This window comes from Pseudonocardia sp. TRM90224, assembly GCF_021245725.1.
Taxonomy (GTDB): domain Bacteria; phylum Actinomycetota; class Actinomycetes; order Mycobacteriales; family Pseudonocardiaceae; genus Pseudonocardia.
Genome location: NZ_JAJGSX010000035.1, coordinates 43,201 through 68,374 on the forward strand (window position 1 = coordinate 43,201; position 25,174 = coordinate 68,374).

Below are 25,174 nucleotides of genomic sequence, written 5' to 3' on the forward strand. Positions count from 1 at the left end.
TTTTAGAGCGAGGATTCTAGATGGAGGTGGCCGTGCTCCCGCCAGGTCAGGTACCCGCCGAGCTGCGTCGCTTCGGGCTCCCCGAGTTCGCGCGGATCCGCCCGCTGGTCGGCGCGCGGCCGACCGTGACGGTCACGGGGGCGGTCCGGCGTCCCACCCAGGTCGCTGTGGCCGACCTGCTCGACCTGGCGGCGCGTCAGGAGCAGTGCAGCGACCTGCACTGCGTGACGACCTGGAGCGCCCGCGATCTGCGCTGGTCGGGGATGCGCTTCCGGGACGTGCACGAGCGCGTGGCCGGGCAGGTCGGCGTGGCGGGCGCGGCCAGGTGGGTCACGTTCGCCGGGCTGGACGGGTACCGCGCCTGCCTGCGGCTCGACGACGCGCTCGCCGACGACGTGCTGCTCGCCGACAGCCTCGACGGCCGTCGGCTCGGGGCCGAGCACGGCGCGCCCCTGCGGCTGGTCGCGCCCGGCCACTACGGCTACAAGAGCGTCAAGCACCTCTGCGCGATCGAGTACCGCCGCACGTACGACCCCGGCTCCGCACGGTGGAAGGCCCACCCGCGCGGGCGGGTCGCCCACGAGGAGCGCAGTCGCTACCTCCCGGGATGGGCGTGGCGCAGGCTCTGGCGTCCGCTCCTGCCTGCCGTCCGGCAGCGGTACGACGGATGATCAGCGCGCAGCGAGGTGGTCGGCGATCACCTCGTCGATGACCGCGCGGCTCGTCGCCGCCGTCGTGGCGTCGGAGTCGATCGTGTCCGCCAGCACTATGAGCGCCTTCCAGATGGCCCATCCGCGCGCTCGCGCCCACTGGCCGTCGTCGTGCCGGACGGCATCGCGGAAGGCCCGGCGGCTCTCGCCGGCGAACATCGTCCAGGAGATCACGAGGTCGCAGGCGGGGTCGCCGACGCCGGACGTGCCGAAGTCGATGACCGCAGCTAACCGTCCGTCCCTGACCAGTAGGTTCCCGCTCGCGATGTCGCCGTGGAACCACACCGGTGGCGCGTCGATCGGTGCGGCCAGCGCGGCCTCCCAGACCTCCTGCGCCCGCTCGGTGTCGATCCGGCCTCGCAGCGCGGCCAGCGCGGTGCGGGTCTGCCCGTCGTAGAACGCGGGCGGGCCGCCTCGGTGGAAGCAGTGCTGGCCCGGCGTCGGGCCGCCGGTCGGGTCGATCGCCTGCAGCGCCGTGATGAACCCGGCGATCTCCCGCGCGAACCGCGTCATGTCGGTGACGGTGGTGGGGCCGGCGGTCTCGCCGTCGATCCACCGCCGGACGGACCAGTGGTGCGGGTAGTCGTGGCCCGGTGCGCCGAACCCGACCGGTTCGGGGATCGGCACCGGCAGCGCCGGCGCGAGCAGCGGCAACCAGTGGTCCTCCTTGGCGACGGCCTCCGCGTACGCAGCGTAGGTGGGCAGCCGCACCGTCAGCTCGTCGCCGAGCCGGTAGGTGCGGTTGTCCCAGCCGTCGACGGCGACCGGGGTGATCGGGAGCTCGCTCCAGTGCGGGAACTGCTCGGCGATCAACCTGCGGACCAGGCCCGCGTCGATGCCGGCCCGGCCGTCCGCATGAAGATCTACTCCCACGGCACGGATTGTGGCTTCACCCGGGCTGGTGCCGGCAACCGATTTCCTTCAGCAGCCCGTGGATCGCGTCGGCGCCTTCGATGGCGCCGCCGCCTTCGGTGAGGGTTCTCGCCAGCCCCTGCGCCGACGCCGTCAGCTCCGGGTCGGTGAGCGCCTGCTGCACGGCGGCCCGCAGCCCGGCGGGCGGCACCGGCCGCTGCGAGAGGTTGTGCCGCAGGACGATGCCGGCCCGCCGTTCCTGTACCCGCAGCCCGATGACCAGCTGCTCGACCTGCTGCGGGACGACCACCAGCGGCACGCCGTTCGCCAACCCTTCCATCGCGCTGTTCATGCCGCCGTGCGTGACGAAGACCGACGTGTGCGGCAACACCGCGACCTGCGGAACGGACGGGCGCGCCATGGTGTTCGCCGGCGGCGTGCCGAGCCGCGCGAGGTCGACGTGCGATCCGACGGCGAGCAGCACTCGCGCCTCCAGGTCGCCGAGCACGTCGAAACAGGTGCGGAAGAAGTCGGTGCTGCCGGAGTGCAGCGTGCCGAGCGACACCAGCACCACCGGGTCCGGCCCGGTGATGTGCGCTGCGAGCTCGCCGTCGAGCCGGTCGTCGTGGAGCGCCGTGTCGATGGTCGGCCCGACGAAGTGGCAGCGTTCGTCGAGGCGCGGGTCGGGCGACTGGATCCAGCGCGGGACGGGGAAGATCGTCAGGTCGCCGCGCATCGGCAGCGTCGGGGCCGGCGGGTACAGCTTCTTGCCGAACTGCCGCACCACCCGCCGCTTCGCCGCCACCACTGCAGGCACACCCGCCAGCGTGGAGCGCGCGAACGTCAGCCATTCCCGCGCGGTCAAGGCCTTGAGCTCGGTGTTGCCGAGCAGGAACGTCGTCATGAACGAGATCCCCGGCCGGTCGAGCTCGGCGGCGGCCATGCGGCCCCAGATCGCGTTGGAGTCGAACATGACGGCCGCGGGCGGCTCGGCGCGCTGGTCGTCCAGCAGGAACGGCAGCAGGGTGCGGGTCGCGTCGAGGATCCGGTGGACGACCTCGACGCTGCTGACCCGTGTCGCCTCGGCGATGGCTCGCGACGAGATCGTGCCCTCCGGGTAGGCGCGGAAGCGCGCGCCGGTGCGCTCGATCGGCTCGCGGAACTCCACCCCGGAGTAATAGGTGACCTCGTCGCCGCGCCGCACGAGCTCGCTGACCAGCGGAAGGCTGGGATTCAGGTGGCCGGCGGCCGGCATCCCCGCCATGACGATCCGACTCATGCAGCCGAGCTTACACTCGATGTAAGAATTCGCTTGATGTAAGCTCGGCCATGTGGTGGAGACCCGACGTGAGCGCAAGAAGCGGCAGACCAGGGAGCTGCTCGTGGAGTGCGCGTTGCGGCTGTTCGGCGAGCACGGCTACGACGGGACGACGGTCGCCCAGATCGCCGAAGCCGCCGACGTCTCCACCAAGACGTTCTTCAACTACTTCCCGAGCAAGGAGGACGTCCTGTTCGGGGCCACCGCCGGCGGCGAGACGACCCCGCTCGACGTCATCGCCGACCGCCGCGAGGGCGAGAGCGTCGCGGACCTGCTGATGCGGGTGTACGACGCGTTGCTCGCCGAGTTCCGCGAAGGCAGCGCCGCGAGCAACCCGGAGCTGATGGCGACCTACAGCAGGCTCATCATGAGCGTGCCCGAGCTGCTCGCCCGCGCGCTGAACCGCAACGTCGAGATCCAGCACGAGATGGCGCTCGCGCTGGCGAAGGTCTATCCCGGCGAGCTGGACGAGATCAGCGCGGCCGCCGTCGTCGGCGCGTTCTCCGGGGCGGCGCAGGGCGCCGCGTTGATGAGCATGCGGCTGGGGAAGACGGAGCAGGAGTTCTGGGACGCCCTGCGGCGCGGGATCCGGATCGGGCTGGACGGGGCGCCGGGCGAGTAGGTGAGCCGGTCTCCCTCCCGCACGCCCCGGGCATGCGCGGGATGGGTGCGGGACGCACACGTTGCCAGGAAAGCCACTTTCCTGGCACCACAGGACAGGAAAGTGGCTTCCTGGCACCCCTGGCCACCCCCGGCCCCGGGTTGCGTGTGATCGGGCGTGACCGCGCAGATCACTGCGCAGACCATTTCCAACCGCGGCGTCCCGCCTCTACACGAGCTCCAGCTCGTACGCGTCGTCGCCGATCCAGATCCGCAGGCCTTCGCCGTCGTCGGTGATGTAGCCGTCCTCCTCCTCACCCAGCTCGCGGGAGGCGCCGAGGGCCAGGGCGCTGAGGGAGATCCGGCCGTCGCCGATGTCCATCGGGCGGTACTCGCGGGCGAGCCGGGCCGTGCGGCTCTCGGTTGCGAGCCAGTGCGCGTTCTCGGGGCCGACATCGGCCACCCATGTCGTCGCCACGGGGGTGAGTATGCGTCAGCTCACGTCCCTTCGGACGGTCGCGAGCAGTTCGCCCACCGGCTCCGACGCGCAACCGGCCAGCCGTTCCAGCAGCTCGCAGAGCGCGGCCTTGACCTCCTCGACGGCCGACGCCGGCAGCTGTTTTTCGTAGTGGAAGAACTGCAGGTCCAGCGCCTCCCCGAAGGCGAAGACGGCGACGCGCAGCGGGTGCTCGGTCTGGGTCTGACCCTCGACGATCCGCAGCTCCGTCCGCCGCCTGGCCTCCTCGCCGTCGCTGCTGAACGGGAAGTTCAGGAAGACGAAGCACGATTCGTACAGGTCGGAGCCTGCGGGCCGGCCCGCCCAGCCGCGGATCTCCTCCAGCGCGACGTGGTGGTGCGCGTCGAGGTCGAGCTGGAGCCGTTGGGCCTGCTCCACCCACTGCAGGAACGTCAGCGAAGGCGGGACGTCGAGCTGCATCGGCAGCACGCTGGTGAAGATCCCGACCATGCGCTCGTAGCCTGCGACGTCGGCCGAGCGGCCCGTCATCATGTTCCCGAACGACACCCGCGACCGCCCTGTCCAACGGGCCAGTACCAGCGCCCACGCGGCGAGCACGACGTTGCTCAGGGTGAGGCCGGCGCCGCGGGCGAGCTCGCGCAGCGCGCCGGTGGCCTCGGCCGAGACCGACGCGTCCGAGCGCAGGTACCGGCCACCCTCGACTGGCGTTCTCGGCGTGCCGCCCAGCGTCGCGACCAGCGGCGTCACCTCGAACGCCGCCATGCTGCGGCGCCAGAACGCCGCCACCGCGCCGTCGTCCCGCGCGCGCTGGTGATCGATGTAGTGCCGGTAGGGCACAACGGGTGCCAGCTCCGCGTCCGGGTCGCCGAGCAGCACCAGCAGGTCGGCCAGCACGAACGACAGGCTCCAGCCGTCGGAGAACATGTAGTTGTAGAGGAAGGCCATCCCGATCTCGTCGGGTCGTTCGCCGGGGAACAGCGCGACCCGCAGGTGCCCGGGGCGGTCCAGCGCGAAGCCGCCCGCCCGCACCGACTCCACCCAGCGGTGGATCTCGGCCGCGCGCTCGTCCTTCGCCACCGCGGACAGGTCGTGGCGTTCGACCACGATCTCCGCCGAGCGGTGGACGACCAGCTCCGGCTCGTCGACGTCGGCCCACCGGAACGAGCTGCGCAGGACCGAGTGCCGGTCGGCGACCGCCCGCCACGCGGCCTCCAGCGCGTCGAGGTCGATCGGTCGGCCCGTCGTCGAGCGCACCCTGGTCTCGATGCTCTGCACGTAGAGCGACGCCGGGCCGTCCGTCAGCTTCCGGCGCAGCATCTCCGTCTGGTATCGCGAGAGCGGGTGGACGTCATCGACGTCGAGCCCCAGCGCGATGAGCCGGTTGATCTCGCTCGGCAGGCTCGACGATGGCGCCGCCGCGGCCGGCTCGGCCACCTCGCCGATCGCCGTGGCCAGCCGCCGGACGGACGGGTGCCGCACGATGTCGGCCGGCGTCACCCGCAGGCCCGCCTCGGTGGCCCGGGCGACCACCTGGATGCTGTCGATCGAGTCGCCGCCGAGCTCGAAGAAGTTGCCGTCGACGGCAACGTGCTCGATCCCGAGGACGTCCGCCCAGATCGCGGCCAGGGTCCGTTCGGTCGGGGTGCTCGGAGCCTCGCCCGCCGGCTCGCCCTCGGCTCCGGAGAGCCGGACGGGTGCGGGCAGCGCGCGGCGGTCCAGCTTGCCGCTGGTCGTGACCGGCAGCCGGGCGAGCACGACGAACGCGTGCGGGATCATGAAGTCCGGCAGCGTCGTGTGCAGGTGCTCGCGCAGCTCGCCGACCAGCGCCCGCGCCGACGGCGTGGTGAGCTGCTCAGGACCGCCGACCGCCGTGGCCGACTTCTTCATGTACTCGTCGAAGAGCCCCTGCCTGCGGGACGTCGGCTGCGCCGGTGCAGCGGCGGCGTCGCCCCCGGCCGGCACCGCGTACGCGACGAGCTGCTTGCGATCGTCGCCCTCGGAGCGCACGACCACAGCGGCATCGGCCACCCCGGGATGCGCCCGCAGCGTCGACTCGATCTCCCCGAGCTCGATCCGCATGCCGCGGACCTTCACCTGGGAGTCGAGCCTGCCGAGGAACTCGACGTCGCCGCTCGGCAGCCAGCGGGCCAGGTCGCCCGTCCGGTACATGCGCGCTCCGGGAGCGCCGAACGGATCCGGGACGAACCGCTCGGCGTCGAGCTCCGGCCGGCGCAGGTACCCGAGCCCGACGTTCACACCGCCGATGTGCAGCTCGCCCGGGATCCCGATGGGCGCCGGCTGCCCGGTGCGGTCGAGGATGTAGATCTCCGTGTTCGCGATCGGCTTGCCGATCGGCACGACCGGCGAGGTGTCCTGCTCCCGGCACCGGTACGCGGTCACGTCGACGGCCGCTTCCGTCGGCCCGTACAGGTTGTGCAGCTCGACGCCGGGCAGGCGCTCGAAGAAGCGGTCGCGGAACTCCGCCGGCAGCGCCTCGCCGCTGCAGACGACCCGCACGAGCGACGTGCAGTCGCTCAGCGCCGGGTGGTCGAGCACCACCCGCAGCATCGACGGCACGAAGTGGACGGTGGTGATCCCCTCGCGCCGGATCGTGTCGAGCAGCGCGGTCGGGTCCTTGTGCTCGTCGGGCCTGGCGACCACCAGCGTCGCGCCGGTCATCAACGGCCAGAAGAACTCCCACACCGAGACGTCGAAGCTGAACGGGGTCTTCTGCAGCACCTTGTCGGCGGCCGTCAACCCGAACGCGTCCTGCATCCAGAGCAGCCGGTTCCCGATGCCGCGGTGGCTGTTGATCGCGCCCTTCGGCAGCCCCGTGGAGCCCGAGGTGTAGATGACGTAGGCCGGCTGCTCCGTCGACATCGGGACAGCGGGGGAGTCCGCGGTCGAGGTCGCCGGGCCCCCGAGCCGGACAACGTGCGGCCCGAGGTCGGCCAGCCTGGCCGGCAGCTCCCGATCGGTGAGCAGCACCTGCGGAGCGGTGTCACGGATCATGTGGCGGAGCCGGTCCTCCGGGTAGGACGGCTCCAGCGGGACGTAGGCGCCGCCGCTCTTCAGCACTGCGAGCAGCGCGACGACCAGCTCCGCCGACCGCTCGGCGTGCACCCCGACCAGCGTGTCCGGCCCGACGCCCGCCTCGATCAGCTCGCGGGCCAGCGCGTTGGCCCGCCCGTCCAGCTCGCGGTAGGTCAGCTCGCGGTAGGTCTGCTCGGCGCCGTCGAAGGCCACCGCAACGCTGTCCGGTGTGCGCCCGGCCTGCTCCTCGATGTGCTCGTGCAGGAGGCGCTGTGGGCCGAGGTCGACAGCGGTGTCGTTGAACCCGGCAAGCACCTGGTGGCGCTCGGCGTCGCCGAGCAGCGGGATCTCCGAGACTGCGAGCGTGGGATCCGCCGTGGCGGCCGTGAGCACCCTGGTCAGGTGCTCGGCCATGCGCGAGATCGTCGGGGCGTCCCAGAGGTCGGTGTTGTACTCGAACGTCACTGTCCAGGTGTCGTCGACCGCCATGAACTGCAGCCAGAGGTCGAACTTCGACGTGCCGGTGTGGACCTCGTCGAGCCTGGTGTCGAGGCCCGCGAACGGCACCCGCTCCAGCGGGGCGTTCTGCACGACCATCATCACCTGGAAGAGCGGGTTGCGGCTGGTGTCCCGCTCGGGCGCCAGCTCGTTCACGAGCTCCTCGAACGGCACCCCCTGGTGGGCGTAGGCCGCGAGCGTGCGCTGCCGGATGCGGCCGAGCAGGTCGCGGAACGACGGATCGCCCGCCAGGTCGGTGCGCAGGACGATCGTGTTCGAGAAGTAGCCGATGAGCGCCTCGGTCTCGACGGGCGTCCGGTTGGCGATGGGGGAGCCGACGGCGATGTCGTCCTGCCCGCTGTAGCGCGAGAGCAGCGCCGTGAACGCGCCGAGGAAGAGCATGTACGGCGTGACATCGGCGGCCTTGCAGATGTCCCGGATCGCCGCACCGGCCGCTTGCGGCAGCTCCAGTTCGAGGCGCGCGCCCTGGAAGCGCTGGACGGCGGGACGCGGGTGGTCGGTCGGGAGCGCGAGCGTGGGGAGCTCGGCCAGCTCCCGCGTCCAGAAGTCGAGATCGGCGCGGAAGGCACCCTGCGCCCGCTGCTCCTGCTGCCAGGCCGCGAAGTCGCCGTACTGGATCGGCAGCTCGGGCAACGGGCTCGGCTCGCCGTTCGTGTACGCGCGGTAGAGCGTCACCAGCTCGCGGTTCAGCACGCCGAGCGACCAGCCGTCGCAGGCGATGTGGTGCAGCGTGAGCTGCAGGGCGTGCCGGTCGGGGGCGAGCAGCAGCAGCGCCGCGATCAGCGGACCCTTCTCCAGGGAGAGGATCCGCCCGGCCTCCGCCGCCATCCGCTCCCGCACCCGGTCCGGCGTCTCGCCGGTCAGGTCCTCGACGCTGAACTCGGGCTCGAACGGCTCGGCGATGAGCTGCCTGGCGCGCCCGTCCGTGCTCGGGAAGGTTGCGCGGAGGCTGTCGTGGCGCCGGACGATCTCGGTGAGCGCCCGCCGCAGCGCCGGCTCGTCGAGCGGGCCGTCCAGGTGGAACACGACCGAGAAGTTGTAGGCGGCCGAGCCGGGGACGAGCTGGTCGAGGTACCAGACGCGCTCCTGCGTCGACGACAGCGGCGCCTCGCCGCGCTCCTCCCGGCGGGTGATCGTGGCCGCCGGTGGCTTCGCCTGGCCGCGCTTCCAGCGATCCAGCACGGCGCGCTTCGCCGCCGACAGCTCTGTCATCCGTCAACTCCCGGGTTCGTGCTCGGTCAGGCCGGCGAGCAGCCGCTCCGCCTCGTCGTCGGTCAGCTCCGCGAGGTGCGCCACCAGGTGGTCCTCGACGAGCGGTGCGAGCCCGGCGATCGTCGGGCTGCCGAAGAAGAGGTCGAAGCGGATCTCGACGGGGAAGAGCGCTTTCAGGCGCGTCAGCACCTGGCCGGCCTGCAGCGAGCTGCCGCCCAGCTCGAAGAAGTTGTCTTGGACCCCGATCTGGTTGACACGGAGCACCTGTTGCCATGCGTCGGCGAGTACGCGTTCGAGGTCGGTGTCGGGCGCGACGTAGGCGGTGGCGAGCGGCGGTCGTGGCCGGAGCTCCTCGGCGGCCGGCTGAGGGTCGGCGACGTCGATCGTGCTGGTCTGCTCGTCGGCTTGTGTGCTGGTCGGGCGCGGCGCCTGGTCGTTGCGCCAGCGGGTGAGCGCGGGGAGCACCCCGGCCAGCGCCTCGCGCTCGTCGTCGCCGACGCCGAGCGCCGCGGCGAGCGCGCCGAGGTCGGCGTTCGCGACCGCGTCCCAGAAGGTCCGCTCGGCGGGTGCGGTGCGAGGGCGTGGTGGGTCGAGCCAGAACCGTTCGCGCTGGAACGCGTAGGTGGGCAGCTCGACGGCGCCCGTGCCAGGCGTGACCGTCGACCAGTCGAGCGGGTGGCCGTGCGCGTGCAGCTCGCCGAGCGAGAGCAGCAGGCGCTCCATGCCCCCGCCGTCGCGGTGCAGCGACCCGACCACGGCGCCGGCGACCCCACGGGTGTCGACGGCTTCCCGGAGGACGAGCCCGAGCACCGGATGGGGGCTGACCTCGACGAAGAACCGGTGGCCGGCATCGAGCAGCCGCTTGGTGGCCTCGTCGAAGCGCACCCGGCTGCGCAGGTTGCGGAACCAGTAGCCGCCGTCGAGCGAGCTGCCGTCGAGCGGCTCCCCGGTGACCGTGGAGTAGATCGGCAGCGTTCCCGCGCGCGGTGCGAGCCCGCTCGTCCCGGCGAGCAGCTCGTCGCGGACGGCGTCGACGGCAGGCCCGTGCGAGGCGTAGTCGACGCGGATCGTGCGGGCGAACACGGACCCGGCCGCCAGTTCGCCGACCAGCTCGTCGACCGCCGCCGGATCGCCGGCGACGAGGCACGAGTGCGGGCCGTTGACCCCGGCGACCCAGAGCCGGCCGCCGAACCGCGCGAGCCGGCCCTCCAGCTCGCCGACCGGCAGCTCGGCGGCCATCATCGCGCCCCCGCCGGCCAGGCCGGCCAGCGCGCGGCTGCGCAACGTGACCAGCCGGGCGGCGTCGTCCAGCGACAGCGCGCCCGCGACGTGCGCGGCGGCGATCTCGCCCTGGCTGTGGCCGACCACGGCGTCCGGCTCGACACCGAGCGAGCGCCAGACCGCGGCGAGCGACACCATCATCGTGAACAAAGCGGGCTGCACGACGTCGACCCGATCCCACTCGCCGCCCTCCCGGAGCAGCGCCAGCATCGACCGGTCGAGGTGGGGCGACAGCGCGCGGTCGCACGCCTCGACCTGCTCGCGGAAGACGTCCGAGCTCGCCAGCAGCGCCCGCGCCATCTCGGGCCACTGCGAGCCCTGGCCGGGGAAGACGAAGGCGACCTTGCCGGGTGGCGCGGCCGTCGCGGCGACGGCGTTCGGTGCGAGCCGGCCGCGTGCGACGGCGTCGAGCCCGCGGGCCAGCTCGCCGCGGTCGCGGGCCACCACGGCGGCCCGGTGGTCGAAGTGCGTCCTGGTCAGCGCGAGCGAGCGGGCGAGGTCGGGCAGGTCCGCAGCGGACGTCTCGGCGTGTCCGCGCAGCGCCGCGGCCTGCTCCCGCAGCGCCTTCTCGTCGGCGCCCGAGATCGGGAAGAGGTGCGCGAGCCGAGCGGGCGGATGTTCGGGCGGCTGCGTGTCGGCGACCTGCTCCAAGACGACGTGCGCGTTCGTCCCGCTGACCCCGAACGACGACACCCCGGCGCGGAGCGGGTGGCCGTCCGGCGCCCACTCCGTCGCCTCGGTGAGGAGGCGGACGCTGCCCGACGACCAGTCGACGTGCGGGGAGGGGTGCTCGGCGTGCAGGGTCTTGGGCAGCAGCCCGTGCCGCATCGCGAGCACCATCTTGATGACCCCCGCGATCCCCGCGGCGGCCTGCGTGTGGCCGATGGCGGACTTCAACGCACCCAGCCTCAGCGGGTTCTCCGGCGAGTGCGCCCGGCCGTAGGTGGCGAGCAGCGCCCGCGCCTCGATCGGGTCGCCGAGTGTCGTCGCGGTGCCGTGCGCCTCGACCGCGTCGACGTCGCCGGCCGTCAGGCCCGCGCTCGCCAGCGCCTGACGGATGACCCGCTCCTGCGCGCGACCGTTCGGTGCGGTGAGGCCCTGGCTGCGGCCGTCCTGGTTCACCGCGGAGCCGCGCACGACGGCCAGCACCGGGTGGCCGTTTCGGCGGGCGTCGGAGAGGCGTTCGAGCACGACCAGACCCGCGCCCTCCGACCAACCGGTGCCGTCGGCGTCGGCGGAGAAGCTGCGGCAGCGCCCGTCCGGCGAGAGGCCGCGCTGCCTGCTGAACTCGATGAACGTGGCCGGCGTGGCCATCACGGTCACACCGCCGGCGAGCGCGAGGGAGCACTCGCCCTGCCGCAGGGACTGGCAGGCCAGGTGCAGCGCGACGAGCGACGAGCTGCACGCGGTGTCGACGGTGACGGCCGGCCCCTCCAGCCCGAACGTGTAGGCGATCCGGCCCGACGCGACGCTGCCCGCGCTGCCGATCCCGACGGCCGCTTCCAGATCGGGCCGGTCGAGCGTGCCGGCGAGGCGGGCGCCGTAGTCCTGGTACATGACCCCGACGAAGGCGCCGGTCCGGCTGCCCTTGAGCGCGGCGGGCACGATCCGGCCGCGCTCCAACGCCTCCCAGGTGATCTCCAGCAGCAGTCGCTGCTGCGGGTCGATCGTCAGCGCCTCCGTCGGGTTGATCCCGAAGAACGACGGGTCGAACCGGTCGGCGTCGTGCAGGAACCCGCCGTGGCGGGTGTAGCTCGTGCCGGTGGCGGCGGGGTCGGGGTCGTAGAGCGCGTCGAGGTCCCAGCCGCGGTTCTCCGGGAAGCCGGTGATCACGTCCTCGCCGGCGAGCAGCAGCTCCCACAGGTCGTCCGGCGAGCGCACCCCGCCAGGGAAGCGGCAGCTCATGGACACGATCGCGATCGGGTCGTCGTTGACGATCTGCTGGGCGACGATCCGCTGGTGGGCCGGCTCCGGCTCGTCCTGTTGCGCGCCGAGCAGGAACCGGGTGAGCGCCGTCGACGTGGGGTGCTCGAACAGGAAGGTGGCGGGCAGCGGCACGCCGGCTGCCGCGGCGAGCCGGTTGCGCAGCTCCACCGCCATGAGCGAGTCGAGCCCCAGCTCCTTGAGCGGCCGCTCGGCGGGAACGTCCGCCGGGGAGTGCAGCTGGAGCACCGCCGCGGCCTCGGCATCGACGAGCTCGCGAACCGTTCGCTCGCGGTCTGCCGGTGCGAGCGATTCCAGCCGCTGGGCGAGTGCGGCCGGGGGCGCGGTGTTGCTGGCGACCGCACGTTGGGTCTCGACCCGCTCGAACCGCGCTGCGACCAGCACGGGCTCCGGACGGCCCAGCGCGGCGTCGAACATCGCGAGGCCCTCGGCGGCGGACAGCGCCCCGATGCCCCGGGCCCGCATGCGTTGCGTGTCGGCGGCGGACATGCGGCCGGTTAGGCCGCTCCGCGGCGCCCAGTACCCCCACGCGATCGAGCAGCCGGCCAGCCCACGCTGCCGGCGGTGCCGGGCGAGCGCGTCGAGGAAGGCGTTGGCGGCGGCGTAGTTGCTCTGGCCGGGGCTGCCGAGCGTGCCCGCGACGGAGGAGCAGAGGACGAACGCCGCGAGGTCGTGGTCGGCGGTCAGCTCGTGGAGGTGCACCGCGGCGTCGACCTTGGGGGCAAACACGGCGTGGATGCGGTCGGGGTCCATCGCGGTGAGGACACCGTCGTCGAGCGCTCCGGCGGCGTGCACGACGGCGGTCAGGGGGTGCTCGGCCGGGACGTCCGCGAGCAGCGCGGCGAGCGCGGCCCGATCGGCCGTGTTGCAGGCGGCCACGGTGACCGCGGCACCGTCCGCCTCCAGCTCGCGCACCAGCGCCTCGGCCCCGTCGGCTGCCGGGCCCTGGCGCGACATGAGCAGCAGGTGCCTGGCGCCGTGCCGCCGGACGAGGTGGCGGGCGAACAACGCGCCGAGCGTCCCGGTGCCCCCGGTGACGAGCACGGTCCCGGCCGGGTCGAGCGGACGGGCGATGCCGGCTCCGGTGTCGAGGCGGACGACCCGTGGGACGAGGACCCGCCCGTTCCTGATGGCTTGCTCGGGAGCGTCGACGAGGGGCGCGTCGGTGCCGTCGGTGTCGCACAAGGTGACTCGGTGGTCGGGGTGTTCGAGCACGGCGGATCGGACCAGACCCCAGATCGGGGCGTGCACGAGATCGGGATCGTCGGTCGCGACCGCGCCGCGCGTGCGCAGGACGAGCCGCGACGACGTCGTGCGCGGGTCGGCGAGCCACGCCTGCAGCAGGGCGAGCGCCTCGGCCGTGGCCCGGTGCGCGGCGGCGGCAACGTCGGAGCCGCCCGCCTTCTCGAACGGCACGACGGCGACATCCGGCAGCGACGCACCCCGCCCCAACTCGGCGAGCAACGCGGCCGCGTCCGGGTACTGGCGCGCTCCGGGGAGGGCAGGAAAGCCACTTTCCGGCCCTGTGGGGGCAGGAAAGTGGCTTTCCTGCCCTCGCGACGAAGGAGCGGCGGCCGCGAGTTCCGTCCATTCGACGTGCCGGAGCGGGGGCGCCGCAGCGCCGAGCTCGCCCGCCGCCACCGGCCGCATGCTGAGTGCCTCCACCGCCGCGACGGGCTCGCCCGCCGCGTCCGCCAGCTGCACCGTGATGCCGCCGGCGCGGCGTTCCAGGCGCACCCGGGCCGTCGTGGCGCCAACCGCATGCAGCGCCACCCCCGACCAGGTGAACGGCAGCTCGACGCCCTCTGACTCGAGAGCAATCGCGTGCAGCGCGGCATCGAGCAGCGCCGGGTGCAGCGCAAACCCGTCGGCGGCCCGGGCGGCCGGCAGCGTGACCTCGGCGAAGAGCGTCTCGCCCCGCTTCCACGCCGCGGTGAGCCCGCGGAAGTCGGGCCCGTATCCCAGGCCTCTGGCGGCCAGGCGCTCGTACGCCCCCTCCAGCACAACCGGCGTCGCGCCTGGCGGCGGCCACGCCCGCAGGTCGAAGGCCGCCGGCGCGGCCAAGCCGAGCGTGCCGGTGACGTGCCGGATCCAGGGCACGTCCGCGGTGTCGAGACGGGAGTGCAGGGCGAACGACCGCCGCCCCGTCCCGTCCGGCCCGCCGAGCCGGACCTGGATCGCGAGCGTGCCGCGCTCAGGCAGCACCACGGGCGATTCCGCGACCAGCTCCTCGACCCGGTCGAGGCCGATGTGGTGGGCGGCCGCCAGCGCGAGGTCGACGGCGGCCGCGCCGGGCAGGATCACCTGGTCGAAGACGGTGTGGCCGGCGAGCCACGGCTGCTCGGAGCGGTCGAGCCGGCCGGTCAGCACCACCTCGTCCGCGCCGGCGAGCGCAACGGCGGAGTCGAGGAACGGGTGCTCCGGACCCTCCCCGGCGCCGTCCCGCGATCGGGGTGGCGACAGCCAGAACCGTTCGCGCTGGAAGGCGTATGTCGGCAGGTCGACGCGGTGCCCGGCGGCCAGCGCGGGCGCGCCGCCGATCTCCCGACCGCGGGTGTGCAGCTCGCCCAGCGAGCGCAGGAAGCGTCGGAGGTCGCCCTCGCCGCGGCGCAGGGTGCCCACCGCGGCCGCGCCGGTCTCCTCGATCGCCTGCGTGAGCACCGGATGCGGGCTGACCTCGACGAAGTACCGGTGCCCCGCCTCGACGAGCGCGCCGGTGACGTCGGCGAAGCGAACGGTCCGGCGGAGGTTCTCGAACCAGTAGCCGGCGTCCAGCTCCGTGCCGTCGAGCACGGCCCCGGTGACGGTGGAGTGCAGCGGCAGCGCGGATGCGCGCGGGGTGATGCCGGCGAGCTGCTCGACCAGCTCGTCGCGCACCGCCTCCACGTGGGCGGAGTGCGAGGCGTAGTCGACGCGGACCTTGCGGGCCAGCACCTGTCGCGCCGCCAGGTCGCCAAGCAGCGCGTCGACGGCATCGGCCGCGCCCGAGACCAGCGTCGACGTGGCGCTGTTGACCGCCGCGATCGAGAGCCGCTCGCCGAACCGCGCGAGGTGCGCGGCCAGCTCGTCGTCGCTGAGCTCGACCGCCGCCATCGCGCCGTTGCCCGCGATGCGGGTGAGCGCCCGGCTGCGCAACGCCACGATCTTGGCGGCGTCATCGCGCGAGAGCGCACCCGCAACACACGCCGCGGCGATCTCACCCTGGCTGTGGCCGACGACGGCGTTGGGCGTCACGCCCTCCGATCGCCAGAGCGCCGCCAGCGCCACCATCACGGCGAACAGCGCGGGCTGCACCACGTCGACGCGGTCGAGCGGCGGCCCGCCGACGCCGCGCAGGACGTCCATGACGGGCCAGTCGACGTGGGGGCCGAGCGCGCGGGCGCAGGCCTCCAGCTCCGCGCGGAAGACCGGCGACGTCTCCAGGAGCTCGCGCGCCATCCCGTCCCACTGCGAGCCCTGCCCGGGGAAGACGAAGGTCAGCCCGCCGCGCGGGCTGCCGGCGCGGCCGAGGACGGTGCCCGGGGCGGGCCGGCCGGCGGCCAGCGCGCGCAGCGCGTCGTGCAGCTCCGCGCGATCGGTCACGACGAGCGCCGCGCGGTGCTCGAAGTGCGTGCGGGTGGCGGCGAGCGAGTGTGCGAGGTCTTCCGTCCGCAGCTCGGGACGGGTGGCCAGGTGCGCGTCGAGCCGTGCGGCCTGCTCGCGCAACGCGGCCTCGCCGCGGCCGGAGAGCAGCATCGGCACGGCAGGCGCGGGCGCAGCAGCCTGCGGGACGCCGGCCTCGCGCAACGCGACGAGCGTTTTCAGCAACGCCTGCTGCTCGCCCTCGTCTCGCCGGACCGAGCCCAGCGCGACGCTCGGCTCCTGCAACGCCTCGCTCATGGCCCTGACCAGCACCGGGTGCGGGCTCAGCTCGACGAACACCGTCGGGCCCAGCGCGGCGAGCCGCTCGACGACCGGCGCGAACCGGACCGGCTCGCGAAGGTTCCGCACCCAGTAGTCGGCGGTGCACTCCGGCCCGTCCAGGTGCTCGCCCGTCACGGTCGAGACCATCCGCGGTCGGCCGCGCGCCGCGGTGGGGGAGAGCCCGACCAGCGCCTCGGCGAGCGGCCCGGCGAGCTCGTCCATTTGCGGGCTGTGCGAGGCGAAGGTGACGTTCACCCGGCTCGCGTCGACGCCGCGCTCCTCCAGCGTGCGCAGCAGCGCGTCCATCGCCGTCCGTTCCCCCGACAGCACCTGCGACGACGGCGCGTTGTAGGCCGCGACGGCGATCCGGTCGCGCAGCGGCTCGACGACCGCGTCGGCCTCGGCGGCGGGCAGCGCGACAACGGCCATGGCGCCCTCGCCGGACCGGCCGGCCGCGAGCCGGCTGCGCGTGCAGATCACGCGCGCGGCGGCGTCGAGCGGGAGGAGCCCGGCGAGGTGCGCGGCGGCGACCTCACCCATGCTGTGGCCGACCACGACGTCCGGCTCGACGCCCCACTCCCGCCAGAGCGCGGCCAGCGCGACCTGCACGGCGAAGAGCACCGGCTGCACGACGTCGGGCTCGGCGAGCCGGGACCGTTCGGGGCTCGCGACGAGCTCCTCCAGCACGGAGAACCCGGCGATCTCGTGCACCGCGGCGTCGCACGCGCTGATCGCCGTGTGGAACGCGGGCTCGGTGTGCAGCAGCGACCGGGCCATGCCGAGCCACTGCGATCCCTGCCCGGGGCAGACGAAAACCACGCTCGGCGGCTCGGCGGCTGCCGGCGGCTCGATCTCGTGGCGGGCCCGCACCGGCACGCCCTCGACGACGACGTGGCAGTTCGTCCCCGAGAACCCGAACGAGCTGACCCCCGCGACCGGCAGCTCCTGCGGGAGCGGCCATTCCCGCTGCTCCCGGGGAACGTCGAGGGTGTCCCACGTGATGTGCGGGTTCGGCGTGTCGAAGTGCAGGTTCGGCGGGACGGTGCGGTGCGCGACGGCGAGCGCGGTCTTGATGAAGCCCGCGATGCCGGCCGCGGCCTCCAGGTGCCCCAGGTTCGTCTTGACCGAGCCGAGCAGCAGCCGTCGGTCGGGCTCGCGGTTCGCACCGAGCACCGCGCTGATCGCGTTGGCCTCGATCGGGTCGCCGAGCATCGTCCCGGTGCCGTGCGTCTCCACGAAGTGCACGCGCGCCGGATCGACCCCGGCGTTGGAGTAGGCGGTCCGCAGCACCGCCTGCTGGGCGTGCGGGTTCGGCGCGGTCAGGCCGTTGCTGAACCCGTCGTTGTTGACCGCGCTGCCGCGGATGACGCACACGATGCTGTCGCCGTCGACGAGCGCCCGCGACAGCGGCTTGAGCACCACCATCCCGGCGCCCTCGCCGCGGACGTAACCGTTGGCGGTCGCGTCGAAGGTCTTGCAGCGCCCGTCGGGTGCCATGGCGCCGAACTTGGACATCGCAATCGTGCTGGCCGGCGAGACGACGAGGCTCACCCCGCCGACGAGCGCGAGCGTCGACTCCCCGCGCCGCAGGCTCTGTGCGGCGAGGTGCATCGCGACCAGCGACGACGAGCACGCCGTGTTGACCGTCAGGCTCGGGCCTTCGAGGCCGAGCGTGTAGGAGACCCGCCCGGCGAGCACGCTCGTGTCCTGCCCGGTCGCGGTGTGCTGGTCGACGTCGGTGAGCGAGCCGGCGGCGAGCCGGGCGTAGTCGCTCCACATCGCGCCGAGGAAGACGCCGGTGCGCGAGCCGCGCAGCGAGCGCGGCGCGATCCGGGCGTTCTCGACGGCCTCCCACGCGAGCTCCAGCACGAGCCGTTGCTGCGGGTCCATCTGCGTCGCCTCGCGCGGCGAGATGCCGAAGAACGCCGCGTCGAAGCCGTCCACCCGGTCGAGGAAGCCGCCCCAGCGGGTGTTCATCCGGCCGGGCGCGGCGAGGTCCGCGTCGAAATGCCGCTCGACGTCCCACCGGTCGGCGGGGACCTCGCGGATCGTGTCGACGCCGGTGCGCAGCAGCTCCCAGAACGCCTCGGGTGTATCGGCGCCGCCGGGGAACCGGCACGCCAACCCGACGACCGCGATCGGCTCGTCCTGCGCGGCCTGCTGCGCTTCGGGCGCGGGTTCGTGCTGGTCAGTGGCACTGCCGAGATGGTCGACCAGCGCGTCGAGCGTCGGGTGCTCCCACGCGAGCGTCGCCGGCAGGTCGCGCCCGAGGCGGCGGCCGAGCCGCCCGACGATCCCGGTCGCCGTCGCCGAGTCGATGCCGTAGTCGCGGAAGCGCTCAGCCGCGTCGTACGCGCCTTCCGCCACACCGGCCGCGCGCGCCAGCTCCGCGCGCAACCAATCCCTGATCCCGTCGTGCTCGCCGTCCGCGGTCACACCGAACCCCGACCGGCCGCCCCCGCCTGCCTCATCGCACCCCCGACCACTATCGGCAGCGTGGTCCGGAACGACTGATCTGTCTAGCTCAACCGTCAGTAGCACATCGTGCACGATGTGTGGTCTTGCGTCGTCATCTACGGTCGCGGGATGCCCGAGATCGAGGTCGAGTTGACCGGTGGCGGGGTGAACCGGGTGGTCCGCGTGGGTGCGACCGTCCGGCGGCCCGTGCACCGCTGGAGCCCGGCCGTGCGGGTGTTGCTCGGACAGCTGCGGGCGTCGGGTGTCCTGGAGGCGCCCGCGTGGCACGGGGTCGACCAGCGCGGCCGGGACGTCTTCGACCACCTGCCGGGCGAGGTCGGCAACTACCCGCTCTCGGAGCAGGTCCGCAGCGAGACCGCGCTGGTGTCGGCCGCGCAGCTGCTGCGACGGATGCACGACGCGTCGGTGCCGGTGGTCGGGATGCCGGACCTGCCGTGGCACGTTTCGCCGATCGACCCGGTCGAGGTGATTTGCCACGGCGACTTCGCCCAGTACAACTGCGTGTTCACCGAAGGGCGCGCCACCGGCGTGATCGACTTCGACATGGCCGGCCCCGGTCCGCGGCGCTGGGACATCGCCTACGCCCTCTACCGGTTCGCCCCGCTCACCCACCCCGACAACACCGACGGGTTCGGCGACGCCGCGGAGCAGGCGCGTCGGGCGTGGCTGTTCCTCTACGCGTACGGCTGCACTGTGCGGGAGGGCCGCGAGGCGCTCGCCGCCGTCGGCCCGCGGCTGCAGTACCTGGTCGACTTCATGCGAGCGTCAGCCGACGCAGGCGACGCGAACTTCGCCCGTCACATCGAGGAGGGGCACGCGGATCTGTATCTGCGCGATATCGCCTACGTCGAGGGGCGGAAATTCTGACGGGTTTGTTCGTGCGGTTAGGGCCTCGCGCGATATCCCGGTGATTCCATCACCGAATTCAGTCGCTCCACCAGCTCAGCGGTGTCGCACCGTTCGGCGACGACCTGCGTCGGGAGTGCCCTCGGGTCCTCCAGGATCGCCTGGATCAGGTGTTCTGTGCCGACTGTGTCGACGCCGTGGCTGCGGGCGATGTCGGTTGCGCGCTGGATGGCTGTGATCAGTCGAGGGGTGAATGGAGGTAAGGGCGGGTGTTCATTCACGGGGCGCTCCTGTCGAAACGGCGTGCCGAGATCGGACCCGGTCTGCCAACGCAACGTCCAGTGTGTCGGTCGTGGGTCAGGAAGGCCACTTTCATGCAACGTGGTTGCATGAAAGTGGCCTTCCTGACCCTCCGTGGCGCCGTGTCGACTACTCGCGCCGGTTCAGGTTTCCGATCATCAGCGCCGCGGTCGCCATGAACTGGTCGATCCTTGCCGGGTCCAGGCCCTGCAGGGCAGCCGCGTTGCCCGCCTCGACGGCCTCGGTGACGTGGGGTCGCAAGTCGTGGGCCTGTGAGGTCAGTACGACGAGCGAGCGGCGCCGGTCGTTCGGATCGGGCCGGCGGGTGATCAGGCCGTCGCGCTCCATGCGGTCGAGGGTGTTGGCCATGGTCGGCTGCTCGACGCGCGCGCGGGCGCGCAGCTCGGTCTGGGTCAGGCCGTCCTGGTGGTAGAGCTCGACCAGCACGACGAACTGGGCGGCGCCGACGCCGAACGGCTCCAATCGCGTCCGCAGTTCCCGGCCGAGCAGCCGGGCCAGGTGGGCGACCTGGTACCCGAGCGATGCGTCCGGCCTCGCCGGGTCCGTCACGTTCATCCTTCCTGAGACTATTCACATAGCACGCTATGTAACTTCGGTGATGGTAGGTGCACCGCCCATGTTGCAGGGAGTGAAGCGTGACGACGAACCCGGCAGACCTGTTCCCCCACCTCGTCCGCGACGGCTTGGACCCGATCCGCGCGATCCAGGAGCTGCGCGACGATCCCGCGACAGGCGGCGTGCGCCGTGTGCCGGGTCTCGGGGGTGGGTCGGCCTGGATCGTCACCAGGTATGAGCTGGTCAGGGCCGTCCTCGCCGATCCGGCGACGTACTCCAGCGCGCCGGCGGACGACCCGTCCCTGCCGCGGCCCGGCGGCAACGGCGGCCCGGCGCTGTCGATGCTGACCTCCGACCCGCCCGACCACACGCGGCTGCGGCGCATGCTCAGCCGGGAGTTCACGGTGCGGCGGATCCGCGCGCTCGAGCCGCGGATCACGGAGATCGTCGAGACCTGCCTCGACGACATGGCCGCTGCGGGGCCGCCCGCCGACCTCGTGACGGCGTTCGCGCTGCCGGTGCCCAGCATGGTCATCTGCGAGCTGATCGGGGTGCCCTACGCCGACCGCGACCAGTTCCAGCGGCGCACCGCCCGTCAGGTGCTCGGTGTGCCCGACCGCGCGGAGGTCGCGCGGATCGCGGCCGAGTCCCGCGAGTACATGACCGCGCTCGCCGAGCGTGCGTTGGCCGGACCGGGGGACGACATCCTGGGTGCGATCGTCCGCAACCACGGGGACGGCGTCAGCCGCGCCGAACTGGCCGAGCTGGCCGACCTGCTGCTGTTCGCCGGACACGAGACGACGGCCAGCATGCTCGGCATCGGCACGCTCGCGCTGCTGCAGCACCCGGATCAGCTGCGGCGGGTCCGGGACGCGCCCGACGCCGTCAAGCCTGCGGTCGAGGAGCTGCTCAGGTACTGCTCGGTGCTGCAGATGACCATCCCGCGCACGGCGACGTGCGACACGGAGCTGGCGGGTCACCGGATCGCCCGGGGCGACCAGGTCATGGTCTCGCTGCCCGTCGCGAACCGGGATCCCACGTTCGTCGGCAACGGTGACACGTTCGACGTCGGACGCCCGCCGTCGCCGCACGTCGCGTTCGGCTACGGCATCCACCACTGCCTCGGTGCGGGGCTGGCCCGCGCCGAGATGGCCATCGCCTTCCCTGCGCTGCTGCGCCGGTTCCCCGATCTGGCGCTCGCCACGTCGGCGGTCCGCTACCGCGTACCCGGCGTGTTCCACGGGGTCGAGGCCCTCGTCGTCGAGTGGTGACGCAGCTCTTGACCTGAAGTCAGGTCGAGGTCGGAGAGTGGCGCGCATGGATACGACGCACCCCGAGTTCGGGGCGATCGCGAAGGTTGTCGCCAGTGTCGAGCGTGCGCAGCAGAGCGAGGACGTCGAGGCGTTCGTGGGGCTCTTCCGGGAAGACGCGATCTGGACGACGGGTGGTGGGCGGCGCCTGTTGGGTCGCGCCGAGATCGAGGCCTTCACCAAGCAGGTCCTCCCCGGCGGGATGGCAGGGCTGCGCTGCACGCTGGAGGTCGCGCACGTGCTGTTCATCCGGCCCGACGTCGCCGCGGTCAAGGTGCGGCAGATCTACACGAGCACAACCGGCGACCCGTCCGAGAGCGAGGGCGAGGGGACGCCGCTCTTCGTGATGTCCAAGGAGGACGGGCGGTGGCGGCTCGCCGCGTGCCAGAACACCGGGGTGGCCTGAGGCGGCGGACGGTGAACGAACGGCACTTTCGTCCATACCTATTGGACGAAAGTGCCGTTCGTTCGAACCTCCTCGGCGGCCTGGCGCCCGCCGCCTGCCGCCCGGCGCAGCGGGGAGGAGGGATGTCGGGAGGGCAGGAAAGCCACTTTCAGGCCCTCACGGGGCAGGAAAGTGGCTTTCCTGCCCACGCGTGCGGAACGCACGCATCTCTCCGAGGGCTGGCAGAGATCGCAGCTTGACGTGTGAAGTTCACATCGCTGCAGGTCACAGCGTCGACCATGCCCGGCGAGGCGGATCCTGCCCAGGTGAACCTGGTCTTTCGCCCAGTGCGCGGGGAGATTTTCGGCCGCAACCGGCCGACCAGCGGGAACGCAGGACAGCCTGGACGGTCGTTCAGATCTCAGGTTGACGTGAGAACTTCACGCTCTCTAACGTGACGCCCTGCCTCCCCGAGTTCGAAGGATCCCCGTGGTTTCTGAATACGGTCGACGCGATGTGCTCCGGATGATGGGCGTCGGCGGCGCCGCGGCCGCAGCTGCGGGCGCTCTCTCCGCATGCGGTATCGGCGGCGGAGACACCGCAAACGGCGCGAACGAGGTGAGCGGCGCGTTCGACTGGAAGAAGGCGGCCGGCGCCACGATCTCGCTCCTGCAGACGCCGCACCCCTACCAGGTGGCGTTCAAGCCGCTGCTCGCCGAGTTCACCGAGCTGACCGGCATCGAGGTGAAGGTCGACCTCGTCGCGGAGGCCGACTACTTCACCCGGCTGGAGCTCGAGCTGGCCAACGGTGCCGGCAACTACGACGTCTTCATGACCGGCGCGTACTTCATCTGGACCTACGGGCCGCAGGGCTGGATGGAGGACCTCCGGCCGTGGATCGACAACCCCGCCGCGACCGTCGGTGAGTACGACTTCGAGGACATCTACGAAGGCCTGCGCACCTCGACCGCGTGGGACTTCCAGGTCGGCAACCCGCTCGGCCAGGGCGGCCAGTGGGCGATCCCGTGGGGCTTCGAGACGAGCGTCATCGCCTACAACAAGGCCGAGTTCGACCGTCGAGGCATCCTGCCCGCCGAGACGTTCGACAACCTCATCCAGCTCGCGACGGACCTGACCGATCGTTCGCAGAACCGCTACGGCATCGCGTTCCGCGGGTCCCGCTCGTGGGCGACGATCCACCCGGGCTTCATGACCCAGTTCACCAGGCAGGGCTGCGTCGACTTCACCAACGACAACGGCAAGCTCTCGGCGGCGATGAACTCGCCGGGCGCCGTGGACTTCACGCAGAAGTGGGTCGACCTGGCCAAGGCCGCCGGTCCGACGTCCTGGACGACCTACGAGTACCCGAACTGCACCAGCGACCTCGGCGCCGGTACCGCATTGATGTGCTACGACGCCGACTCCGCCACGTACCCCGAGAACAAGCCGGGCAACAGCGCGCAGGCGGGCAACATCGCGTGGCACTCCGGGCCCCCCGGGCCGGACGGCAGCTACGGCACGAACCTGTGGACGTGGTCGCTCGCCATGGGCTCCGCGTCGAAGAAGAAGCTCGCGGCCTGGCTGTTCATCCAGTGGGCCACCGGCAAGGAGGCCCAGGCCAAGGCCGTGCAGACGGGCAAGCTCGGGTTCGCCGACCCGACCCGCAAGTCGGTGTTCGACGGCACGTTCAAGAACACCCTCGGTGGCTTCCCCGGCTACCAGGAGACGTTCGAGAAGGTGATCGACTCGACGTCGATCAAGTTCACACCGCAGACGAGCTTCTTCGAGACCACCGAGCAGTGGGCCGTCGCGCTGCAGGACATCTACGCGGGCGCGAGCGCGAGGGGTCGCCTCGACACCCTCGCGGAAGTGAACACGCAGGCCGTCAGCGGCTGATCGATCCCGAACTTCCCCACCGTTTTGTGCACTTGCGCGCTCTGCGGGCGCGCAGGTGCACAAAACGGTGGGGGGATTCGGGTTACGCGGCCGCGCCGCCGTCGACGACGAGGTCGGTGCCGACGGCGAACGCGGACTCCGGCGAGGCGAGGTAGAGCACCGCGGCGGCGATCTCGTCGAGAGTGCCGACGCGCCCGGCCGGGAGTGTGGTGGCGAGACGGGCGTCGCGGTCGGCCCGGGTCTCGCCGGCCCGGTACGACATCGTGGTGTCGGTGGGGCCGGGGCTCACGGTGTTGATCCGCACGCCCTCGCCGATGTGTGCGCGCGCCGCGGCCCGGCTCAACGTGTCGACGGCTGCCTTGGTCGCGGCGTACGCGGCGAGGGCCGGCGCCCGCCGGTAGAGGCCGGGTGTGGTCAGCACCGTGACGATCGCGCCGCCGCCGTGCTCCCGCATGTGCCGGATCTCGTGCTGCAGCGACAGCATCGTGCCGGTGAGGTTGGTGGCGATCAGCCGGTGCCATTCGTCCTCGTCGATGTCGCCGACCGCCCCCACCGCCCCGACGACGCCCGCCGCGTTGACCGCGATGTCGAGCCCGCCGTGCTGCGCGGCTGCCTCCGAGACGGCCCGCGCGATCTCCGGCGAGCTCGTGACGTCGCACGTCACGGCGAGGGCCTTCGCGCCGGCGGCCTCGATCAGCCCGACGGTCTCGGCGAGTGTCGACGGGGTGCGGCCGGCCACGGTGACGGCGGCGCCCTCGCGGGCGAACGCGAGCGCAACGGCCCGGCCGATCCCGCTGCCGCCGCCGGTGACGAGGACGGACCGGTCGGCAAAACGTGCAGGCATCTCAAGATCTCCAGATCGATCGTTCTCGAATAAGGTACGTGATCAGCGCAGCAGGGCCAGTGCCTGCCTCGTGGCGTCGCGGACGAGGGTGTCGGAGCCGGCGGCCTTCCCGGCCACCCTGACCCCTTGCAGGAACACGACGAGCATGCGCGCCGTCGCGGCGGCGTCGAACGGCTCGGCCAGCTCGCCCTGCGCGCCGGCCCGGATCAGGGCCGACGTGAGCGCTGTCTCGAGCAGCTGCCAGCTGGCCTGCACGCGCCGGGCGGCGTCGGGGTCGTGCGGGGCCAGCTCCACCGCGGTGTTGGTGATGAAGCAGCCACGGGATCCGCTGGTCCCGGCCGCTTCCGCGGCAAACCGCTCGACGAGCGCCCGGACGGCCGGCAGGGCCGGGCCGGGCTGGGACATGGCGGTGACCAGCCCGGGGTCGACGATCTCGCGGTAGCGGTCGAGCGCCTTCAGGTAGAGCTCGCGCTTGCCGCCGAACGTCGCGTAGATGCTGGCCCGCGCGACGCCGAGGTGCTCGACGAGATCCGCCATCGACGTCGACTCGTACCCGCGCTGCCAGAACAGCTCCAAGGCCGACTGCAGTGCGGTGTCGGGGTCGAACTCCTTGGTCCTGGGCACGATCGACACGCTAGCACGTTCAAGAACGAACGATCCAATTATGTCTGAACCCCAACTTATGACGT

14 protein-coding genes are annotated in these 25,174 nt (G+C 72.5%); 6 read left to right on the forward strand and 8 right to left on the reverse strand.

All coding sequences use genetic code 11. The features are described from left to right. The first annotated feature begins 20 nt into the window (after positions 1 to 20). Entirely contained in the window at positions 21 to 671 is a 651-nt protein-coding gene (locus LL648_RS33470; protein WP_232666817.1) for a molybdopterin-dependent oxidoreductase, read from the forward strand. On the opposite strand, the gene LL648_RS33475 is transcribed toward LL648_RS33470, so the two are convergent. Further along, positions 672 to 1,583 carry an aminoglycoside phosphotransferase family protein gene (locus LL648_RS33475; protein ID WP_232666818.1) on the reverse strand — a complete coding sequence of 304 codons (912 nt, stop codon included), beginning with the start codon at positions 1,581 to 1,583 and terminating at the stop codon, positions 672 to 674. A 16-nt stretch (positions 1,584 to 1,599) separates the two neighbouring features. Further along, positions 1,600 to 2,841 (reverse strand): macrolide family glycosyltransferase, encoded by a 1,242-nt coding sequence (locus LL648_RS33480; RefSeq protein WP_232666819.1) that lies wholly within the window; start codon positions 2,839 to 2,841, stop codon positions 1,600 to 1,602. A gap of 52 nt (positions 2,842 to 2,893) precedes the next feature. Here LL648_RS33480 and LL648_RS33485 point away from each other — a divergent pair, with 52 nt between their 5' ends. After that, positions 2,894 to 3,502 (forward strand): TetR/AcrR family transcriptional regulator, encoded by a 609-nt coding sequence (locus LL648_RS33485; RefSeq protein ID WP_232666820.1) that lies wholly within the window; start codon positions 2,894 to 2,896, stop codon positions 3,500 to 3,502. A 207-nt stretch (positions 3,503 to 3,709) separates the two neighbouring features. Here the strand turns inward: LL648_RS33485 and LL648_RS33490 are convergent, their stop codons facing one another. The 3 genes from LL648_RS33490 to LL648_RS33500 are packed head-to-tail and all read right to left on the reverse strand — an operon-like array spanning position 3,710 to position 18,286. Next, positions 3,710 to 3,958 (reverse strand): hypothetical protein, encoded by a 249-nt coding sequence (locus LL648_RS33490; protein ID WP_232666821.1) that lies wholly within the window; start codon positions 3,956 to 3,958, stop codon positions 3,710 to 3,712. A gap of 15 nt (positions 3,959 to 3,973) precedes the next feature. Next, entirely contained in the window at positions 3,974 to 8,722 is a 4,749-nt protein-coding gene (locus LL648_RS33495) for a non-ribosomal peptide synthetase (protein ID WP_232666822.1), read from the reverse strand. 3 nt (positions 8,723 to 8,725) lie between these two features. Continuing rightward, positions 8,726 to 18,286 carry a type I polyketide synthase gene (locus LL648_RS33500; RefSeq protein WP_232666823.1) on the reverse strand — a complete coding sequence of 3,187 codons (9,561 nt, stop codon included), beginning with the start codon at positions 18,284 to 18,286 and terminating at the stop codon, positions 8,726 to 8,728. 150 nt (positions 18,287 to 18,436) lie between these two features. On the opposite strand from LL648_RS33500, the gene LL648_RS33505 reads away from it, so the two are divergent. Further along, the gene (locus LL648_RS33505) at positions 18,437 to 19,195 is read left to right on the forward strand and encodes an aminoglycoside phosphotransferase family protein (RefSeq protein ID WP_232666824.1); all 759 of its coding nucleotides are present in this window, start codon (positions 18,437 to 18,439) and stop codon (positions 19,193 to 19,195) included. Positions 19,196 to 19,603: 408 nt separating this feature from the next. Here LL648_RS33505 and LL648_RS33510 read toward each other — a convergent pair whose 3' ends face one another. Next, positions 19,604 to 20,050 (reverse strand): MarR family winged helix-turn-helix transcriptional regulator, encoded by a 447-nt coding sequence (locus LL648_RS33510; RefSeq protein ID WP_232666825.1) that lies wholly within the window; start codon positions 20,048 to 20,050, stop codon positions 19,604 to 19,606. An 80-nt stretch (positions 20,051 to 20,130) separates the two neighbouring features. Here LL648_RS33510 and LL648_RS33515 point away from each other — a divergent pair, with 80 nt between their 5' ends. The 3 genes from LL648_RS33515 to LL648_RS33525 all read left to right on the forward strand — a co-directional run bounded on the left by LL648_RS33515 (position 20,131) and on the right by LL648_RS33525 (position 23,641). Then, positions 20,131 to 21,321 (forward strand): cytochrome P450, encoded by a 1,191-nt coding sequence (locus LL648_RS33515; RefSeq protein ID WP_232666826.1) that lies wholly within the window; start codon positions 20,131 to 20,133, stop codon positions 21,319 to 21,321. Positions 21,322 to 21,367: 46 nt separating this feature from the next. Next, entirely contained in the window at positions 21,368 to 21,766 is a 399-nt protein-coding gene (locus LL648_RS33520) for an SgcJ/EcaC family oxidoreductase (protein ID WP_232666827.1), read from the forward strand. A 504-nt stretch (positions 21,767 to 22,270) separates the two neighbouring features. Continuing rightward, positions 22,271 to 23,641, forward strand: coding sequence for an extracellular solute-binding protein (locus LL648_RS33525; RefSeq protein WP_232666828.1), 1,371 nt, complete (start codon positions 22,271 to 22,273; stop codon positions 23,639 to 23,641). Between the two features lie 82 nt (positions 23,642 to 23,723). Here the strand turns inward: LL648_RS33525 and LL648_RS33530 are convergent, their stop codons facing one another. Next, a complete protein-coding gene (locus LL648_RS33530) occupies positions 23,724 to 24,485 on the reverse strand; it encodes an SDR family NAD(P)-dependent oxidoreductase (RefSeq protein ID WP_232666829.1) in 762 nt (253 codons plus the stop codon). A 42-nt stretch (positions 24,486 to 24,527) separates the two neighbouring features. Further along, positions 24,528 to 25,109 (reverse strand): TetR/AcrR family transcriptional regulator, encoded by a 582-nt coding sequence (locus LL648_RS33535; protein WP_232666830.1) that lies wholly within the window; start codon positions 25,107 to 25,109, stop codon positions 24,528 to 24,530. Positions 25,110 to 25,174 lie beyond the last annotated feature (65 nt).

Bases quoted from the DNA above. Each gene is read 5' to 3' on its own strand.
- LL648_RS33520 (WP_232666827.1), top strand. From the start codon at position 21,368: ATGGATACGACGCACCCCGAGTTCGGGGCGATCGCGAAGGTTGTCGCC.
- LL648_RS33480 (WP_232666819.1), bottom strand. From the start codon at position 2,841: ATGAGTCGGATCGTCATGGCGGGGATGCCGGCCGCCGGCCACCTGAAT.
- LL648_RS33530 (WP_232666829.1), bottom strand. From the start codon at position 24,485: ATGCCTGCACGTTTTGCCGACCGGTCCGTCCTCGTCACCGGCGGCGGC.
- LL648_RS33525 (WP_232666828.1), top strand. From the start codon at position 22,271: ATGATGGGCGTCGGCGGCGCCGCGGCCGCAGCTGCGGGCGCTCTCTCC.
- LL648_RS33495 (WP_232666822.1), bottom strand. From the start codon at position 8,722: ATGACAGAGCTGTCGGCGGCGAAGCGCGCCGTGCTGGATCGCTGGAAG.
- LL648_RS33510 (WP_232666825.1), bottom strand. From the start codon at position 20,050: ATGAACGTGACGGACCCGGCGAGGCCGGACGCATCGCTCGGGTACCAG.
- LL648_RS33505 (WP_232666824.1), top strand. From the start codon at position 18,437: ATGCCCGAGATCGAGGTCGAGTTGACCGGTGGCGGGGTGAACCGGGTG.
- LL648_RS33470 (WP_232666817.1), top strand. From the start codon at position 21: ATGGAGGTGGCCGTGCTCCCGCCAGGTCAGGTACCCGCCGAGCTGCGT.